The organism is uncultured Fibrella sp. (genome assembly GCF_964250085.1).
GTDB lineage: Bacteria > Bacteroidota > Bacteroidia > Cytophagales > Spirosomataceae > Fibrella.
This window is the reverse complement of record NZ_CAXUEC010000004.1, coordinates 584,160-602,933: the sequence shown is the minus strand read 5'-3', so window position 1 is coordinate 602,933 and position 18,774 is coordinate 584,160. Positions and strand designations below refer to the sequence as shown.

The following is an 18,774-nucleotide window of genomic DNA, read 5'->3' as shown; positions in this document are numbered from 1 at the left end:
GAAGCTGACTATCAGTAAAAAAGAGCTTGTTGAATTTAACAGTATAGTAACTAACAATCGGAGGGGCGGCGTAGTTAAATATACATTACCGATAGAATTTAAATACCTTTCGTATGAAAATCCAAATGACACAAACGCTGCTGCTGGCTTTACTGGCAGTAGGAGGAAGCGCCTACGCACAAGTTGACACGTCTGCCCGGCCAGCCTCGGCGGGAACAATGCCCACTACCATGGGCTCATCGTCGGTCACCCGCCCAACGGGAGGCACGTCAAAAGCAACTGATAAGGACTTGGCGGCGAATCTGGCCGGAGCAAGCGACTTTTCTACGTTACAAACCGCACTCGTTGCTTCGGGTCTGGCCGATCAGGCAAAAGGACCGGGGCCTTACACAGTTTTTGCGCCGTCTAATGCCGCGTTCAGCAAACTGCCAGCCGGTGCGTTGCAGAGCCTGACGCAGCCCGCCAACAAAAATAAATTGGCTGGTATTCTGGCATACCACGTCGTATCTGGAAACGTAATGGCGGCTGATTTAAAAGACGGCCAGACGCTGAAAACTGTGGGTGGTGGCACACTGACCGTCCGTAAACAGGGAAACGCCGTCATGCTGACCGACGCTAAGGGCGGCTCAGCGATGGTTACTACCGCCGATATTCAGGCGACCAACGGCACTGTTCACGCTATCGACAGCGTGCTGATGCCGAAGTAAACGTCTCTTTTTAAGTAGTAAAGCCGCCTGGTTGGTGCCTGTCTGAACGACGGGCCAACCGGGCGGCTTTGTTGTTTCCGGCTGTCCTTTTCGCGGTCAGGAGACGTATCGACAGGAAACACACGCTGTTATCAATCTATTAAATCACTAGTCATAACTTGATGATCTGGTAAAGCTGGATTAAAAATCGATTAATAGCCGGGGCGTTTCTTTGTGAAAATTTTAGCAAAGCAACCGAACGTACCTGCATGAACCGTATCTTTTTACCACTTTCGTCAGCTTTACTGGCGGCCTCTTTATGTAGCTGCAACAGTACTGAAAACGCCTCTGCTCCCCAGAGTGATGTCATATTAGCCAGCAAATCGGTCACGCCTGAACTGGCCAAAACCATGCCCGGCTTTGAGTCGGTCAATGTGTATTCGCTCATCAGCAGCGACGATAAACTGCCCGAATCGACCAGTTTCGTATTTGGTGGCTCTGCCGATGGGTCGGGCCTGTTGAAAAACACCGATGGCACCTACACCATGCTGGTCAACCATGAAGACAACTTCTCGGTATCGCGCCTCACCTTCGACAAAACCCTGAAGCCCATCAAAGGCGACTACATCCTGAACTCCGACGGTGGTCAGTGGCGGCTTTGTTCGGCCACGATGGCTACGCCAGCCGAACACGGCTTTGGCCCCCTCTACCTGACCTGCGGTGAAAGTGGCTCCGAGTCACGTACCCACGCCGTGAATCCATACGGTGATGCCAGCCAGAGCAGCCTTAGCCGCGAGGTAGAGGCACTGGGCCGGTGGAGCGCCGAAAACGCCGTTCCCCTCAATAAAAACGCCTATCCCGGCAAAACGGCCATCTTGATCGGGGATGACGATAGCGGTACCAACGGCGGTCAACTGGCCTTGTATCTGACCAATACCGTGGGCGATTTGCAGAACGGGTTGCTCTATATGCTGCGCCGGAAAGATGGTAACGCCCGCGAAATGGATATGAAGGTGGGTAGCAAATTTGACGTCGAGTTTGTGCAGATTCCAAATCACAAAACACTGACGGGTGCTCAGATCAATACCGCCGTTAATGATTTGAAAGGCATTAAGTTTGGCCGCGTTGAAGATATTGACTACCGCAAAGGCAGTGCCGCCAATAACCGGGAAGTGTATTTCAACGTGACGGGACAAGCCAATACGGGCGTCAACGCCGATTATTCGCGCTCGAAATACGGTCGCCTGTACCACTTGACAATGGACGCTACTGATCCGTTGAAAGGCACGCTGGAAGTAGTGCTCGATGGTGACGACAAGTCAGGCATTGCCAAAACTTTTCAGAACATCGACAACATTTACGTGGGGACCAACTACCTCTATGTGCAGGAAGACCCAAACAGTTACGGCGACGAAACGCATGATTCGTATATCTACCAGTACAACATCGCTACAGGGGCACTCAAGCCTGCCCTGGTGCTCGATCAACGCCGGGATGCTGCCGACAAAGACAAGTATAACCGCGACAACAACTTTGCCTATAAGAACGGTGCGTTTGGCTCGTGGGAATACGGGGCTATGATCGACGTGTCGGAGACAATCGGCGTGCCCGATTCGTTCATCATCTCCTTGCAACCACATACCTGGATTGATAAGAAATTTATTGGCGTAGATGGTGGTAAACTCCGCGCCACCGATAATGTAAACGACCGGTCCAATGCCCAGGCAAGCCAGTTGATTCTGGTTCGTGGGTTGCCCCGTTAATTTCTCTTTCCGCTTTCTACACAACCGGGCTAAGGCTCAGGAGCAGTTGCCAGTAAAGCCCTGTTTCTGAGCCTTAGCCCGGTTGTATTCGCTGACTTTTATGGAAACGGTTTCAGAACAGATTGTTACAAAACGAATTCAACGTACCCGGTTCTGGTGGCTTCGGCTGGGGCTTGTTGTGGCGGCTATAACCGGAATATATTACTGGACGCGCCCCCGGCCAATGCCCCTCGATCAGGTACGTACCCAGTACATTGCCGATATTGTGGTCCTCGATTCGGCCGCTACCCAGCTCTACCGGGCGCTGGCTTCCGGGCAGTCGGCAACAGTGCTCCAGTCGGCTTTCTGCCAAACGCGGCTGGCCTGGAAACGGGTCGAATTTCTGGCCGAACTGTATAACCCTGAAACATCAAAGGCCATCAATGGGCCAGCGATTGCCGAAGTGGAGGAAGACGATGGCCTGCAAAATGAAGTGCAGCCTACGGGCCTTCAGATGCTGGAAGAAGGCCTGTTTCCGTACCAACCGGCTGAACAGAACAACCTGGTTCAGCAGGCAGGCATGTTGCAATCGGCGGTGGGGCGGCTTTATAAAGTGTCGGTCAACAATCCCATGACCGACAGCCACGTGTTCGACGCTATGCGACTGGAGGTGTTCCGGCTTATTTCGCTGGGTATCACCGGGTTCGATTCGCCCATTGCCAACACATCGCTGCCCGAAACGGCCGAAGCACTGGCCAGTCTGCAACGGCATCTAGCCTTTTATTCCCTGTCTGATCTGCACGAGCCCCTTTCCCGCGACCTTGATCGTGCCTTTGCCGACGCGATAACGTACCTGAAACGGCCAGGTACGTTCAACGACTTTGACCGGCTGACGTTTATTCGGCAACATGGCAACGTGCTCAGCAGCAAGCTGTTGGATGCGCAAAAAGCGTTGATGATCCCCATTTTTCAGGAGAGCCGGTTGCTTTCGCCTGCCGCCCGTACGCTGAACGATCCCGGCGCGTTTGACCCCAACTATTTCGTCGACGCCACGGCACACCGAACCACACCTGACCGGATTGCGCTGGGGAAGAGGCTGTTTTACAATCCCATTCTGTCGGGCAATCCTGAACGTACCTGCGCTACGTGCCATCAGCCCGAGAAAGCCTTCACCGATGGCGAATCGAAGAGCCTGGCAGTAAGCAGTGAAACCGATCGGTCTGGACAACGAATTGCCCGCAATGCGCCAACGCTCTACAACGCGGCGCTCCAGGCGGCCCAGTTTGCCGATTTACGGGTTGCTTTTCTGGAAGATCAGGCGAGCGATGTCATTGAAAACGAGAACGAAATGCACGGGTCGCTGCCCAACGCGGTGGTAGCCTTAAACGCAAATTCGACCTTCCAGAAACAGTTTGCCCGAACGTACCCGGACGGTGTGACGGAAGCGAACCTGAAAAACGCCATCGCCAGCTATATCCGTTCGCTCGTCAGCCTGGATTCGCGCGTTGACCGGTCCATTCGGACCACCGATGCCAAGCCGGAAAAGACGGTGCTGTCTGACGATGAAAAGCGGGGATTCAATCTGTTTATGGGCAAGGCCAAATGCGCGACCTGCCATTTCTATCCGCTCTTCAACGGCACCGTTCCGCCAGCGTACCTGAAAACGGAAAGCGAGGTGCTGGGTACGCCAGCTACGGCCGCTAACCAGGTAGTAGACAGCGATTTAGGTCGTTTTACTCGTACGGGAATCAGGCTACATCGCCATTCGTTCAAGACGCCAACCGTTCGGTTTGTGGCCAAAACGGCACCCTACATGCATAACGGTGCGTATGCGACACTTGAGGAAGTGATCGATTTCTACGACAAAGGCGGTGGCGCCGGATTGGGTTTCGACCTGCCAAACCAGACCCTGCCCGCTGATAAACTGAACCTGACGGCTTCGGAGAAAAAATCGCTGGTAGCATTTCTGCGAGCGTTGAACTAGTCGGTCGTACACGGCACCAGCCGTGTACGGACTTTACTGCCGCACGAGTTTAAGCGTGTAGGTGGTTTTGATGGGGCGATTGCTAAAGTCCACGTTATCCTGGAAAGCGATGTTCATCGTGTTGCCAGCTACCGACTTGGTCAGGGTAAGTGCTCTCAGTTTGTCTTTGCCGTAAAGCGTCAACTGGTTGTCTGTCTCGGCAAACGTACCGCCCGGCTCAAACAGGAAGTCCAGAAAGCCCCGCGAATCGTTGGCACTTGTACAGGTAGCTGTGCTGGCAGCATTGGTGGTAGCCGATCCGTTGGTGCCAAACGTGAGTGTCACATCAGTGAGGCAGGTTTCTTTATTACCTTTCAGGTAGGGAACCCAGTCTGAAACGGGAATCGTGTTTGCGCCGGACGGTGCTGCCCAGACTGGATCAAAGGTGAGAGCGGTGATTTTCCAGTTGCCCACGGCTGATGGTAGTGCAACCGGATCAACGGTTTCCGTTTTTTTACAACCCAACAGAACGAGCAGCAGTAAGGCTGTCTGTACCGCTGGCGACCACATCTTGGTGCGCATAACTAGCTTATCGATGAAATATGTCCCGTAAACTGTACAAAAGAAGCGGGCTAACCGAGCCAAACGCCCATTATAATGACTGCTGAATCACAAACGGTCACCCGTTTTGTGGAGGCCATTCACTCAATATTCTGCGCCCTTCTTTATACCTTAGGCGTTACTACTTAAACAATTGGTCCTTTTCACTTAACTAACTGTAGTCATGGGTTTTCTGTATTCAATTATTATTGGCGGTATTGCCGGTTATTTAGCCAGCACATTCATGGGTAGCCATAACAGTGCGCTGATCAACATCATTCTCGGTATTGTGGGTGGACTAGTGGGTGGATTTATTGCCAGGCGCCTGGGCAACGACCCCGATAACGATGGGTTGGTTATGAACCTGTTAATTTCTGTTGGCGGTGCTATCGTGCTCATCTTCCTCGGCCGCCTGTTCTAATCAGAACTACGTGGTGGTTCCGGGTAGACTGTACATACGCCATAAAAAATGCCTCATGCTGGTTAGTATGAGGCATTTTTTATGGCGTATGTACAGTAAAAAAGGCTAGTTCGATTGGTTACCGAGCTACTGCCGAATAGCATATAATTGGGTGATATATGAAAATATTTAAATAGCTATTTGTACATTTCCTGCCTTTTTGCCTGCTTCATAATCCACCCTTTTTTTGCCGATACATTGATTCTCCGTATACGTTTAACAGCCGTTGTGCTGGCATGTAGTCTACTGGGCTTCCGGCCAGTTCAAAGCCAGTCACGTGTTCCTATTCAGTTGCCTCAATCTGTTCAGGAAGATTCGATTCAACGAGTAAGGGCCGCTCAGGCAGCTTATTCACGGGCTTACGAAACCATGCTTCGTCAACGCTTTAAAGGCCTGTTTGCCGATGCGCCCGTCTCGTTGTCGGTTGGTCCGGGCCTGACTGCTCCGCCACCCGATGCCCCCCTGGCCCGGCAGCAATTCGAAGTCATGCGCACAATGGACCCCAAAACCCAGTTGGTTCCGCTCGACCGGCTGGACGAGGCACGTACCCAGGTGCAGCAGCGAAGCAATGACATGTCGTTTGCGTCTACATTGCCAACCTCTGTAAACTGGGTTGAACATGGGCCTGATAATATTGGTGGCCGAACCCGAATGGTGATGTTTGACCCGAACGATGTGACCAAAAAGAAGGTATGGGCCGGAGGAGTAGCGGGCGGTCTTTGGGTTAACGCGGATATTACTTCGCAGAACGAACCGTGGCGAAAAGTGGATGACTTCTGGGAAAACATCGCCATTACGAGTATGGCTTACGCGCCCACACAACCCAATATAATGTATGTTGGCACGGGCGAAGCGTATTATAACAGCGATTCGGTGTTGGGCGGCGGTATCTGGAAAACAACCGACGGCGGACAGACATGGAGCCGGTTGTCGAGTACGATACCAAATCAGTCGGCCAGTCTGGAAACAGCAGCGGGCGCATTCCGAGCGATTTATCGGTTGGTCGTAACCTCGTCGGGGGTCATCTACGCTGCCACCCAGGGTGGTTTGTTGAAATCGACGAACGGTGGCCTCTCCTGGTCTTTTGAACTGGTTCCCAGCCGTGGCATAGGTACGTCGACGGGTTACTCATACGCGGTCGGCGATATTGACTTAGCCACTGACGGTACGTTGTATGCCGTTTCTCAGGGGAGCTTCGTATATAAACTGCCAGCGGGTTCAACTACCTGGGAAGTTAAACTCGCGCTTTCGACGGGCGGGCGAACTGAAATTGCGTTGGCCCCGTCAACATCGGGTAATACGCAGGTGGTGTATGTGGTAGCCAGCAGTGCTACATCCATCCTGCGTTCGCAAGACGGCGGCGCCAACTGGTCGTACCAACCGTTGCCGTCTACTTCCTCATCGCCGCTCAATGATCAATCGTGGTACAATCTGGTAGTTACTGTACATCCCACGAATCCAAATCAGGTTTATTTAGGTACAACAAGGCTATATCGCTCACTGAATGGCAGTGCTTCCTGGGATTATCAGGGCGATTATGGAAACGATATCCACTCCGACCAGCACCTCCTTATCTTCCGCCCCGGCTTTCCCAACGAGATGCTGGTAGGAAACGACGGAGGTGTGTATTACAGTGCTGATTTTGGTGATGCATTGGCTGCCAGGCCTTATTTCGCCCCCCGTAACATGGGGTACAACGTGACTCAGTTTTACTCGGTGGCCATGAAAAACCAGCCCAATAACTACTACATGCTGGGGGGAACGCAAGACAATGGGAGTATAAACACATATGGTAACCCAACATCGCCATCGAGCGGAAATGCGATTCAGGGGGGGGATGGTATGCTGTGTTTTATTGATCAGGATGACCCGAATATTCAGATTGCCTCTTACCAGTATAATTCGTTCAATCTGTTCGATATCAATGGCCGTTACAAGACGTCGCTGGTATACGGGAGCGGGACTTTCGTTAACCCGGCCGATTACGACTCACGAACCAATGCCCTGTATACCTATAACCAGGTGACCAATAACAATACTACGCAATTGACGCGATCCAGCGATGTGGGACGAACCAATGTGCTTTCTTACCTGAATATTCCACAGTACTTAGGCGTTTCGGTTATTAAGGTCGGTGTCCAGGCAAACACTCTGTTCCTGGGCGATTACGCGGGCGGGATCTATAAAGTGACCAACATCGACCAGCCAACACCCACGGTTACCCTAATTGATCTGCCTCTTTACAATACGAATATAGGTAGTGTAGCCTGCATTGAGCTGGGCGCTACCGACAATGAGATTCTGTTTACCACGTCTAATTACGGCGTAAAATCAGTCTGGCTTACCCGCGATGGAGGGCAGAACTGGACCTCGAAAGACGAAGCCGGTTATGGCCTGCCTGATATTCCGATCCGATACGCCCTCTTTAATCCCAAAGATCGGCGTCAGGTTATGCTGGCAACGGAGTTGGGCGTCTGGTTTACCAATAACATATACGCGCCTAACCCCGGTTGGACGATTGCTAATACGGGACTGGCCAACACGCGCTGCGATATGCTCCGCTACCGCACTGCCGACGGGCTGGTGGCCGTAGGCACACACGGACGAGGCTTTTTTACCACCGATTTCTTTACACAACCCATTCCCGATGAATTGGTGCTATCACCAGTAAACGGCCCGGTATGCGCCGGAGCTGCGCTAAGCGTCACCTTCACGGCAACAGGTATCTATCAACCCAGTAATGTATTTACAGCCTACCTGACAGATGCCTCAGGGTCGTTGAGTTCGGCGCAGGTACTTGGCACCGTACAGTCGTTTTCGGCCAATAACGTACCTGTACCGTCGACGGTGCCAATGGGCGTTTATCGGCTGCTGATCAGGTCGAGCAGCCCTGTGATCAGTAGTGCAGCCAGTGAAACGTTTGTGGTGGGTGTTGCCCCAACGTTTATATCAGCGCTACCGTCGTTGACCGACCGGACCACCGATCAGATTTACCTGCAACTGGGAAGTCAGCAGAACGCCACCGCTTATTATACGATGACGCCCCGCAGGTATGCCATCAACGCGCAACAGGTAAGGAGTGGCCTGTTGTCTGACGGGCAGCCTGCCCTGCGAAGCCGTACCTTTTCGCTACAGGCTGGCCAGCCCGTCAGTACAACAATTGGTGGGTTGATGCCCGGCACAGGCTACCGGATAAGCGTTGTTTTAGAAGAGACGATAAGCGGTTGCCTCAGCCGGGTTATGCCCCTGGATACTATTATGGCTGGTACAGCGCCCGCTTACTGCCAGCCGCTGTATAATACGAGCTGCTCATCTGGCGATGTTATTGCCGACTTTGGCCTGGAAGGCACCACCCTGAACCGTGTCAATACCGGCTGCTCATCCGGGAATTATGGCGAGTTCCTGGCGAGCGCACACCGGGTTCGGGCAACGGCGGATTACCGGTTTATCTTCCGATCGTATACGAATAATGGAGCCAGTGCCTTTTCGCAGCATATTGCCATCTGGCTCGATAGTAACCGCGATGGTGTTTATGCTGCCGACGAACTATTGTATAAAACGGCGGGGGCTGCTGCCTACCAATGGACGGGCACGGTGACTATGCCCCCCATTGTGCGGTCGGGCCTATACAGGATGCGCATTCGTTGCCGCTTTATCAATCCTGTTGACAGCCCATGTGATTCGTTTAGCTATGGCGAAGCCGAAGATTACCTGCTCGATGTAGATGGGCTGGAAACCATGTCGGATCTGAGCCTGACAATGCGGACCACTGCCCGTATAACGGCCGTCAATCAGCCGGTTGAATACCAGGTAGTTGTGCGCAATACGGGTCTACAGCCTGCCAGTGCAATTGTAGTTGGAAGCCGATTGCCACTCAACAGCCAGTTGACCAGTTCGACTAACTGGACAATGGTGAATGGGCAACTTCGGCAGGTGATTCCGGCGCTGGCGGTTGGCGAAGAAACCATGCTCACATTCGCGTCTATGCCCACGCAGGCAGGTACGTACCAGACCGCGGCGCAGGTTATGCAGACTGCCCTGGCCGACCCCGACAGTCGCCCCGGTAGCGGCACCGGCGACGGGGAAGATGATATGGCCGTTGTTGATATCCGCACTACAGCAGCTTCGTCAGATTACTTTGCCGCGCCCAATCCCGATCAGTTTCCGCTGGCGGCGGTGCGTAGCAGCCAGCCCGCCCCGAATCAGGCGGGGGCTGATTTGAGCCTTAACCTGGCCGTAAGCAGCCGAACCGTCAATGCCGGGTCAATGCTCACACTCCTGCCAACGATCTATAATGCGGGGGGGCGGTCGGTGAGTAACGTCGCCGTTCAGTTCTGGCTACCTGCTCCGCTGGTTGCTCCGGGTGGAACGGCGGTATATACGTTACCAATTGCGTCAATTCCCGCCAATACATCCGTTACGCAGGCTATATCACTGTCGGTAGGTACGGGTAACGCTGGCTATATGGTGATCAGGGGAGCCATTACCGCCGCTAGCGAGCTTGATCCCGACTCTGACCGTGTCACCTTCGGAAAAGGGCAGGACCACGAAGCGTTTATTGACCTGCGCGTTTTCGCTGCTGCCGCTGGCGGAAGACGAAAAGTTGATGAAACGGCCGCACCACCTCTGGTCGTATTCGTTAGTCCGGCCTCATCAGGAGGCGAAATGACTGCGCAAACCTACCAGGCCGACATTCGATTCGGGGAAGACGATGAACAGGAATCGGACGCGCCTCAACTAATAACGATCCAGCTTCAGCATGCAAAAGGCCGGATCGTGAAAACATGGCGGATGACCCAGCAGGAGCGTATTCAATTCTTGTTCGACACGGCGGCGTACGGCCCGGGTTCGTACCGGTTGGTTGTTCGGCATGAGGAACGTACCTACCGTAGTCAGCCATTTCAGGTAAGAAGCAGCGCCAGGCCATCGGCTGTGAAGCGATAGATCGAGTAGTAGCACCCAACGGCCGAACGGTATGTAGCCGAACTAATTTTCGCTGGCTTTTGAATAGCTTCTTATTGCCAACTAGTGGTAGTTTGGCAATAAGAAGCTATTGTTTCAATTAGAGTTGCCATACCAGCATCATAAACACGTTGGATAGCTCCAGTCATAGCAGGCGTTTCGTTAGCCAAGACCCCCGTCTGATCTGTTTGGTATGGGCATACGAAGCTCGCTGGTAAACGTGAACTGCTGCCAGCTAAGCAGTAACTGACCCCCCAGTAAGGTAGTCAGGCGGTGGCTGATCCATAGGCCCAGTCCGTGGCCTTCTTTGAGCGGGTCGGCCTGGAAATAAGGCTCCGGCAAATTGATGGTGGGACCACTTTCGCGGGTGGTTTTATTTTGAATACGAACCACACCCAACCCCGGCTGTGTGCTGTCGACGGTGATGGTGATCATGCTACCCGCAACGGCATATTTAATGGCATTTTCGAGCAGATTCAGCAGGATGTGGTCTAGTTTCACCGCATCGGTCAGTAATTCCGCATCTGAATCGCCAGTGGTCAGAAGCGATGCCGTTACCTCGTAATCAGTGGCTATAGTGGTTAACTGGTTCAGGCAGGCGGCTACCTGTTTGCCAAGTGATACGGGTGTCTGGTGCAGTTGGGGCGGGGTTTCGTCGGGGCGGCTGAGGGTCAGAAATTCGTCGATCAGCCTCGTCAGCCGACGTACCTCATCCAGTTGACCGGCCAGAAAAGGCTGTAGTCCGGCTTCAACATGGCCACTACGCAGGGTTACTTCAAGGCCGGTTTTCATTACCGCCAGCGGCGTACGTAACTCATGAGCGGCGGCACCAAAAAAATGTCGCTGGGTGTCGATCGTAGTCCGAATGCGATCCAGCATTTGGTTCAGCGCAACTGTAAGCTCATATAGTTCGTCCCGGCTTTGTGGCAGCAGCAGCGGGTCGATCCGCGTCGCTTTCCCAATCCGGGACGCCTGACCAACCAGGCTTTTGATGGGGCGCAGCAGCCAGCCCGCCGCCCCATAGCCCGCTCCTAATGCCAGCAATAAACTGAGTAGCCAGCCCAGCCCGAAAACCCACTGAAGTTGACCAATATCGTGGCGAAGGCTGCGATCGGGGACGGCCAGCGTGAGCCGAACGTGGCTGTCGGTAAGCTGGGTAGACGATTCAGCCGTGACCAGCCGGTAGCTTCCAGCCAGGGCTGGGTACGTACCTGGCCACTGCGGATTCTGTCGTCGATGGGGCGGGGGCGATCCATCGGGTTCAGGAAAGCCGGGACTGCGGAACAACTCGCGAGGTGGGCCGTAGGTCGTCACCGTTACGCGCATCTGTTCAGGAGCCGCTGGCAGCGGCAGCACAACGGGGTCGGTGCTCACCTGCGAAAGGAGCCAGTTGGCCCTGGTTTGGGTGGCCCGGTCGAAAGCCGTTTGCAGGCTGTGTTCGGCCCGGTTCAGCATCAACCAGCCCGCCCCGGCGCTGACAAGGGCAAAAACCACGGCTACCGCCAGCACAATTCGGCTCCGCAAACTCATGCCGTGCGGAGGCGGTAACCCTGCCCAATCAATGTTTCAATCAAATCCGGTCGGGGCAACTCCAGCGCCGGTGCGGCGTCCAGCTTTTTCCGCAACTGGTACATGTGCACGTCGATCACGTTGCTGCCCCGGTCGTAATCGACGGCCCAGACTTTCTCGGCAATTTCGGTACGGGTAACCACCCGGCCCGCCTGCCGCATCAGCAGTTCGAGCAGGGCAAACTCCCGGTTGGTGAGGTCCAGTTTACTGCCATTGCGCAACACTTCGCGGTTAGTGAGGCGCATCTCCAGATCAGCTACGCGCAGTACCACCGCGTCGCCGGTGGTGGTTTTTCGCTGCCACACCCGAATGCGGGCCAGTAGCTCCTCGAACTCGAACGGTTTGCGCAGGTAATCGACCGCGCCCAGATCCAGCCCCTGTACGACGGTGGGCGAATCGCTCAACGCCGACAGGATGATAACGGGTACATGCAGACCAAACGCCCGCATATTTTTCAACACCTCGAAACCTGTCTGGCCCGGCAACATCAGGTCAAGTAGCACCAGGTCATAGAGGCCCGCCGCCAGTTGATCCAGCCCTTCCGAACCGGAATAGGCCAGATCGGCTACGTGCCCGACCTGTTCCAGCCCCTGCCGAATAAATCGGGCCAGTTTACGTTCATCCTCAATGACCAGTATTTTCATAGGAAGGGATAGGTGGGAAACCCCCTCACCGACAAAGTGAGGGGGTTTAGTTTATCGAACAAGATACTGCTGGCCGTTGATTGTGAGGACAGAGGCACGCAGGATGTTTACTTTCTGCAATTGTACCTGCCCTTCGCCGGGCGTTTTTGCGTATCCCTGCACGGTAACGTCTGTACCTTTCTTGGCCAGGTTCGTCAACTGGTAAGCCACATGCGGCGGAATGCGGACAATGCTGTTGTCGCTGAGAACCAGCCCGTTGACACGTCCATCGCGGCCCACTTTATAGTCGGTGATCTTACCCGTTGTTGTTGTCAACGCTGGTGTCGGTGGCGGACTGGCGGGCATGGCAGGCGGCGCGTCGAGCACGGTTGTTTTACCGGCGGTCAGGCTGGTCATATGGAAGCGGGTTGTGCCGTCTGGTCCCATATCGGAGAACCCCGTTACGCTGACGGTGCTGCCCGCTTTCACGGCCTTCTGCACCTGCTGACCCAGATGGGCCGGAAACTGCACGGTCATGGCTGGTGCCGAATTGACCGACAGGGTGAAGCCGTTCAGGATGAAGTCGTCGTTTCCGGTTAGCTCGCCAACCGTGCCGGTTACCGTCGAGAGCGAGGTCAGGCCGTGGTCCCGGCCGCCGGGGCCACCTTTACGGCCCATTCCTCCTGGTCGGCCCGGCCCGCCCTGACCTGGACCGCCTTGTGGCCCAAAACCGTCGCGCATCCGGTCGCCTTTGTGTTTCCCGGGGGCTCTCCCATTTCCTTTGGCAAACCCGCGAGCGCCTGTTCCGGGGCCATCGGCTGCGGGTACAGCCTGCCCCGCAACGGCGGGGTTGCCGGGTGGTGTGGTGGTGGTCGTTTGTGCCTGAGCGGCAGTCAGTGCTGCCAGCAGTAGTGATGCGGCGATGAGATTCGTTTTCATTGATAGCGTTTGTTTTACTGGTTGATTATGAAACAAAGCTATCGGTGCTGGTTAAGGTCGGTCTGAAGCCCGAATTAATTTTTCTTCATGCCCGCACTGTGTCTTAACGCGTGCCAGGCCCGGCAACCGTATGTGACCAACCCATTTATGCGAAGGTCCGATAAACCAACAACGTATCATCGCCGATGGCCTGCTGATCAACCAGATGACCACGTACCTGCGGAGCGGCTACGCCAGCTTGCAGAGAGGCCGTGCTGCGAAACAGCCGGATTTCATCCCATAAGCCAGCCTCCAGAAAGGCCGTCAGCGTCTGGGCACCGCCTTCTACCAATACGGATTGAATCCGTTGCTGGTGCAGGTCAGTCAGCATGGCGGCCAGCGAATGGGCAGGTACGTAGCTGAGGTTGGGCCGGTCACCCGGCGACGTGACACTCGGGTTATGGTACACGCGCGTTGGCTGCGAACCGTCGAACAGGTGGAGGTCGCGGGGTAAGGTGAGTGCCCGATCGAAGACAACCCGGATGGGCGACCCCGCCATGCCGGGGCGGGCCGTATCAGGCCAGTGCCGGACGTTCAGGCGTGGGTTGTCGTTTCGGGCGGTGGTGGTGCCAACCAGAATAGCATCCTCTTCACCGCGCCAGCGATGCACCAGCCGACCAGCCAGAGGCCCACTAATGGCAACCGGTGTGGCTCCAACTCCACCAATAAAACCATCGGCGGTTTCGGCCCACTTCAGGAGGATGTATGGCCGTTTCTGCTCGAAAAACGTAAAGAATCTGGCATTCAGCGCACGTCCTTCTTCGGCAAGTAACCCGGTAACCACCTCAATGCCCGCCGCACGGAGTTTGGCAAATCCTTGCCCCGACACCAGCGGATTTGGGTCATCGTTGCAGCAAATAACCCGACCTATTTTTTTTGCAATGAGCAGGTCTGCACATGGGGGCGTTTTTCCGTAGTGGGAGCAGGGTTCCAGCGTCACGTAGGCGGTCGACTCGGGCAATAGTGCTTCATCAGCAGGCGATACGGCCCGGATCGCGTTTACTTCGGCATGAGGACCACCGTACTGCCGGTGCCAGCCCTCACCCAGAATGCGCTCGGTAGGCGAGTGGCCAAGGTCATGCACGATTACGCAACCGACCATCGGGTTGGGGCTGACGCTGCCCCGACCGTGCTGGGCCAATTCGAGCGCCCGGCGCATGAAAAGAGAATTTATTGTCATACTGGTTTGCAGGACCGCTATTCATCCTGCCAAAAAACGGGTGGTATTGCCTGATCGTGTCACTAACCAAATTGCCGATCAGACAGTTATAAATACGAGTAGACCAGCTATTGGTTTACTCTATAATCGCTCAACGAACCATGTTTTTACGAATTTCCAGCCTGGCACTGGCCAGTAGTTTGCTCCTGGCTAGCTGCGCCGAGAAAAAAGCATCCGAAGGTAAAGCCGCACAGGTTGAAACGGCCATAGGGCCACTCGATTTACCCGCGCCTTACGCCAGCAAATCGGCCACCAAATTTAGCAAAGTCATTGGCTGGCCCGACGGCCAAACGCCTACTGCTCCCGACGGTTTTGTTGTCACCGAATATGCCCGCGATCTGATCAATCCGCGCTGGGTTTACATTGCTCCCAATGGCGATGTGTTTGTTTCTGAGGCCAATACGGAGAAAAAAGGCGTAAAGAAGACGGTAGCCTCGGTAAGCGGTCAGGCCGATTCGCAGCGGTTCGATGAAAGTGCCAACCGTGTTACGCTCCTGCGCGATACCAACGGCGACGGTAAACCCGATCAGCGGTCGGTGTTTTTGACTGGCCTGAATCAGCCGTTCGGTATGCTGGTGCTGGGCAATTATTTTTACGTGGCCAACACCGATGCCTTACTGCGCTTTCCCTATAAAGCCGGTGAGACGAAGCTGACCGTTTCGGCCAGTAGCAAACCCGACACCATCCTGAAATTACCTGCTGGTGGCTATAACAACCATTGGACGCGTAATCTGCTGGCTGGCCCCGACGGTAAGAAAATTTACATATCTGTTGGGTCGGGCAGCAACGTAGCCGAACACGGTATCGACAATGAAGTCCGCCGGGCTAATATTCTGGAAATCAACCCCGATGGTACGGGTGAGCGGGTGTATGCCAGCGGGCTGCGTAACCCGGTCGGTATTGATTGGCAACCCGGTACAAACAAATTGTATGCGGCTGTCAATGAGCGCGATGAACTGGGCGACGGGCTGGTGCCCGATTATATGACCAGCGTGCAGGAAGGTGGCTTTTATGGCTGGCCCTTCAGCTATTATGGTCAAGTCGAAGACCCACGCCGCGCGGGCGAAAACCCCGAATTAGTGAAAAAAGCGATTGTACCCGATGTGCCGTTAGGAGCGCATACTGCTTCACTTGGCCTTACATTTTACGACCAGAAGGCTTTCCCTGCCAAATATCAGAACGGCGCCTTTATTGGCCAGCATGGCTCGTGGAACCGCTCCGAACTGTCGGGGTACAAGGTCGTTTTTGTTCCCTTTACAAATGGCAAACCGGGTAAGCCCGAAGATTTTCTGACGGGCTTCATCGCTAAAAACGACGGTCAGGACGTACACGGCCGCCCCGTAGGTACGTTCACCATGCCCGATGGATCGCTGCTCGTCACCGACGATTCAGGTAATCGAATCTGGCGTGTCGCGGCAAAATAGCAACGTCATTTCTTATCATTCGCTACGCTGTCATGAAATGGTCATCGCGTTGAAAACAACCAATGACTACTTCATGACAGCGTAGCGAATGACAAGAAATGACATTCCCTTTACCCCGCCCGGCGCTTTTCATCTTCGGCACCGCCGGTGCGTCGGCGCGTTGGCGCTACTTTATCGTTGCCGAACCGGTACGAAAACGAAAGCGTGGCCACCCGTGAGTCCTGGCGCTGGTAGAAACGCTCTACGTAGTTATCGTACGACGACACTGCGGTTACCGTCCGGGTATAAAAAAGATCGGATACGTTCAATCTAAACGTTCCTTTGCGTTCCCAGACAGCTTTCTGTAAACCAATAGTCACCTGGCCGTTGGGTTGCACGCGCAGAAAGCCGTATTGCTCACCCGATTGCAACGTGCCGTTTAGCTCGCCCGACCAGCCTTTGCCAAAAGTAAACGTGTGGTTGCTGCTGATATTCAGCGCTGGTCGGCCCTTGTTTAGGGCTGTTCCCGCCAGATTACCCACAAAACGGGCGTAATAAATCACCACGTTATTGTACACCTGCCACCATTTGGCGGGCTGGACCGGAGCCGTCAGGGTCAGGGCGAAATAATCCTGACGATCCAGATTAACAGTAGTCGACACAACCGTCGAGTCGGTTTCGGGTTGTACTACGCCAATCATGGGCAACGACGTGCGGCTGTAGCTGAGGCCCGTGCTAAAGGTGCCTTTAAAGGTATGGGTCAGTTCAAGGTTGTAGCTGGTTTCGGGCCGCAGGCTGGGATTGCCAGCGCCCGACGTGGTGGGGTCGATGATGATGCGGAACGGATTGAGCTGGTTATACGATGGCCGGTTGATCCGGCGGCTCAGGGTCAGGTTCAACTCATGGTTTTTGCTCAGCGTCTGTTTGATGGCGGCACTTGGGAAAAGCTGCGCATACTGCCGGGTGAAGCTGTTATCACCCACCGACTGCACCCCCCGCGCCAGTGTTTGCTCGGCCCGCAGGCCCAGTTGCAGGTTCGTTTTCGCAAACGTCCGGTTCCAGTTAACGTACCCGGCCAGAATCGTTTCGTCGTATTTGAAGCGGTTCGTCCGGTTCGGGTCGATCGTCGTTAAGGAACCCTCGGTCATGCGAAACACCACGTCATTGTCCGACGATACCCGGCTGAACTTGGCTCCCGCTTCCAGCCGCGCCTTGTTGGCCAGTGGTTGCAGATAATCCGCCTTGGCCGACAGGATACTTAAATCGCCCTGCTGATCGCCCGTGAGCAACGTACCTGAACGGCCACTCAACGTATAATCAGTACTTAGTTCCTGCAACCGACTGGTCCGGTAGCGGGCGTAGTCGGCATCGGCGGTTAATTCGGGACTGTCGCTTGCTTCGCCAAAGGTGTGCTTCAGATTGAGGTTGACGGCCCCGTTGGGTGCCACAGCGTTGCGGATGTTGCGGGCATCATACGTATCGCTAATCTGCCCACTGGCATTGTAAAGGTTCGTCTGATTCAGCCCCAGTTGGTTGGGCGTGCGGCTCTGCTGGCCACTCACCACCAGGCCCAGCACCGTCTGTTTCGACAGGGCATAATCCAGACCGGCTCTGGCCGTATGCGCCGTCGATTGAACCAGCACCCGATTGGTCTGGTCGCTGCTACCCGTAAACTGCTGTTGGCGATTAGCCCCGAGCGAAAAGAAATCGCGATGAATATCCAGCAGCGCAATACCGTCGCGATTGGCATACGTATAGGAGCCGAACAGGTTGATCGAAGAAACGGACGATAGCTTGCGCCGGTTATTCAATGTAATACCAGCCGTGTACTTATCGTACTGGCTACGCCCATAACTGGCTTGTAACGTGCCGTTTGTACCTAGCCGCTGGTCTTTCCGAAGATTGATCGAGATGATGCCGGCTGTTCCCTGCGCGTCGTATTTGGCGGGTGGATTGGTGATTAGTTCGATGCTTTTTAGCTGATCGGCGGGCAGATTGCGCAGGTAGTCAGCCAGTTCGGTGCCGCTCATCGGCTGGCGACGGCCATCGATAAGCACCAGCACGTTTTGCCGGCCGCGCAGCGCCAGGTTATCGTTATTGTCGATGGTAACGCCCGGCGAACGGGATAAAATGTCGAGCGACGTATTCCCCGCCGCCAGTGCGCTGCCTTCCACGTTCACCACCGTTCGGTCGGCCAGGCGTTCGTAGAGTGGCTTTTGCCCAACCACTTTCACCTCGTTCAGCGTCGTCTCCTGGCGGGGTTTCAGGACCAGTATCGGCAGCGATACGCCATCGGTTGCCACCGTAACGACGTCTGACCAGGTACGTTCGTAGCCAACCTGCGAGGCCGACACCCGGTAACGCCCCGCCGCTGGCAGTGAAAACTGAAAGGTCCCCGCCGCATCGGAGAACTCAGCTTTGACCACCACCGAGTCGGCCGCCCGGTGTAGGGTTACGGTGGCTACCTCGACGGGCTGACCAGTTTCTCCCTTGACAGTACCCTGAATGTGAGTCGATTGCCCGTAGCTGAGCAAGTCCAGCAAGCACAGAGCGATTAACCAGAATAGGA

Annotated in this window: 12 protein-coding genes; 6 read left to right on the top strand and 6 right to left on the bottom strand. The window is 54.9% G+C overall.

All coding sequences use genetic code 11. From position 1 onward, the window contains the following. The first annotated feature begins 113 nt into the window (after positions 1 to 113). The 3 genes from ACFE8Q_RS16035 (at position 114) to ACFE8Q_RS16025 (ending at position 4,412) form a co-directional block, all read left to right on the top strand. On the top strand, positions 114 to 707 hold the full coding sequence (locus tag ACFE8Q_RS16035; protein ID WP_375446423.1) for a fasciclin domain-containing protein: 594 nt from the start codon (positions 114 to 116) through the stop codon (positions 705 to 707). A 248-nt stretch (positions 708 to 955) separates the two neighbouring features. Next, positions 956 to 2,449 (top strand): hypothetical protein, encoded by a 1,494-nt coding sequence (locus ACFE8Q_RS16030; RefSeq protein ID WP_375446422.1) that lies wholly within the window; start codon positions 956 to 958, stop codon positions 2,447 to 2,449. 100 nt (positions 2,450 to 2,549) lie between these two features. Further along, on the top strand, positions 2,550 to 4,412 hold the full coding sequence (locus ACFE8Q_RS16025; protein WP_375446421.1) for a cytochrome-c peroxidase: 1,863 nt from the start codon (positions 2,550 to 2,552) through the stop codon (positions 4,410 to 4,412). Positions 4,413 to 4,445: 33 nt separating this feature from the next. Here the strand turns inward: ACFE8Q_RS16025 and ACFE8Q_RS16020 are convergent, their stop codons facing one another. Next, positions 4,446 to 4,973 (bottom strand): hypothetical protein, encoded by a 528-nt coding sequence (locus ACFE8Q_RS16020; RefSeq protein ID WP_375446420.1) that lies wholly within the window; start codon positions 4,971 to 4,973, stop codon positions 4,446 to 4,448. Between the two features lie 202 nt (positions 4,974 to 5,175). Here ACFE8Q_RS16020 and ACFE8Q_RS16015 point away from each other — a divergent pair, with 202 nt between their 5' ends. Together ACFE8Q_RS16015 and ACFE8Q_RS16010 are read left to right on the top strand one after the other, a co-directional pair. Then, positions 5,176 to 5,412 (top strand): GlsB/YeaQ/YmgE family stress response membrane protein, encoded by a 237-nt coding sequence (locus ACFE8Q_RS16015; protein ID WP_375446419.1) that lies wholly within the window; start codon positions 5,176 to 5,178, stop codon positions 5,410 to 5,412. A gap of 237 nt (positions 5,413 to 5,649) precedes the next feature. Then, the gene (locus ACFE8Q_RS16010; protein WP_375446418.1) at positions 5,650 to 10,395 is read left to right on the top strand and encodes a GEVED domain-containing protein; all 4,746 of its coding nucleotides are present in this window, start codon (positions 5,650 to 5,652) and stop codon (positions 10,393 to 10,395) included. A gap of 180 nt (positions 10,396 to 10,575) precedes the next feature. Here the strand turns inward: ACFE8Q_RS16010 and ACFE8Q_RS16005 are convergent, their stop codons facing one another. The 4 genes from ACFE8Q_RS16005 to ribD all read right to left on the bottom strand — a co-directional run bounded on the left by ACFE8Q_RS16005 (position 10,576) and on the right by ribD (position 14,763). Then, complete coding sequence (locus ACFE8Q_RS16005; protein WP_375446417.1) at positions 10,576 to 11,943, bottom strand: sensor histidine kinase; 1,368 nt, start codon at positions 11,941 to 11,943, stop codon at positions 10,576 to 10,578. Beyond that, complete coding sequence (locus ACFE8Q_RS16000; protein WP_375446416.1) at positions 11,940 to 12,626, bottom strand: response regulator transcription factor; 687 nt, start codon at positions 12,624 to 12,626, stop codon at positions 11,940 to 11,942. The genes ACFE8Q_RS16005 and ACFE8Q_RS16000 overlap by 4 nt, the downstream gene beginning before the upstream one ends. A 51-nt stretch (positions 12,627 to 12,677) precedes the next feature. Then, a complete protein-coding gene (locus tag ACFE8Q_RS15995) occupies positions 12,678 to 13,544 on the bottom strand; it encodes a hypothetical protein (protein WP_375446415.1) in 867 nt (288 codons plus the stop codon). Positions 13,545 to 13,689: 145 nt separating this feature from the next. Then, complete coding sequence (gene ribD / locus ACFE8Q_RS15990) at positions 13,690 to 14,763, bottom strand: bifunctional diaminohydroxyphosphoribosylaminopyrimidine deaminase/5-amino-6-(5-phosphoribosylamino)uracil reductase RibD (RefSeq protein WP_375446414.1); 1,074 nt, start codon at positions 14,761 to 14,763, stop codon at positions 13,690 to 13,692. Between the two features lie 140 nt (positions 14,764 to 14,903). On the opposite strand from ribD, the gene ACFE8Q_RS15985 reads away from it, so the two are divergent. Then, positions 14,904 to 16,226, top strand: coding sequence for a PQQ-dependent sugar dehydrogenase (locus ACFE8Q_RS15985; protein WP_375446413.1), 1,323 nt, complete (start codon positions 14,904 to 14,906; stop codon positions 16,224 to 16,226). Between the two features lie 110 nt (positions 16,227 to 16,336). Here ACFE8Q_RS15985 and ACFE8Q_RS15980 read toward each other — a convergent pair whose 3' ends face one another. Beyond that, positions 16,337 to 18,748 (bottom strand): outer membrane beta-barrel protein, encoded by a 2,412-nt coding sequence (locus ACFE8Q_RS15980; RefSeq protein WP_375446412.1) that lies wholly within the window; start codon positions 18,746 to 18,748, stop codon positions 16,337 to 16,339. Between the last annotated feature and the right edge of the window lie 26 nt (positions 18,749 to 18,774).

Bases quoted from the DNA above. Each gene is read 5' to 3' on its own strand.
- ACFE8Q_RS16000 (WP_375446416.1), bottom strand. From the start codon at position 12,626: ATGAAAATACTGGTCATTGAGGATGAACGTAAACTGGCCCGATTTATT.
- ACFE8Q_RS16005 (WP_375446417.1), bottom strand. From the start codon at position 11,943: ATGAGTTTGCGGAGCCGAATTGTGCTGGCGGTAGCCGTGGTTTTTGCC.
- ACFE8Q_RS16030 (WP_375446422.1), top strand. From the start codon at position 956: ATGAACCGTATCTTTTTACCACTTTCGTCAGCTTTACTGGCGGCCTCT.
- ACFE8Q_RS16025 (WP_375446421.1), top strand. From the start codon at position 2,550: ATGGAAACGGTTTCAGAACAGATTGTTACAAAACGAATTCAACGTACC.
- ribD (WP_375446414.1), bottom strand. From the start codon at position 14,763: ATGACAATAAATTCTCTTTTCATGCGCCGGGCGCTCGAATTGGCCCAG.
- ACFE8Q_RS16020 (WP_375446420.1), bottom strand. From the start codon at position 4,973: ATGCGCACCAAGATGTGGTCGCCAGCGGTACAGACAGCCTTACTGCTG.
- ACFE8Q_RS15995 (WP_375446415.1), bottom strand. From the start codon at position 13,544: ATGAAAACGAATCTCATCGCCGCATCACTACTGCTGGCAGCACTGACT.
- ACFE8Q_RS16035 (WP_375446423.1), top strand. From the start codon at position 114: ATGAAAATCCAAATGACACAAACGCTGCTGCTGGCTTTACTGGCAGTA.
- ACFE8Q_RS16015 (WP_375446419.1), top strand. From the start codon at position 5,176: ATGGGTTTTCTGTATTCAATTATTATTGGCGGTATTGCCGGTTATTTA.
- ACFE8Q_RS15985 (WP_375446413.1), top strand. From the start codon at position 14,904: ATGTTTTTACGAATTTCCAGCCTGGCACTGGCCAGTAGTTTGCTCCTG.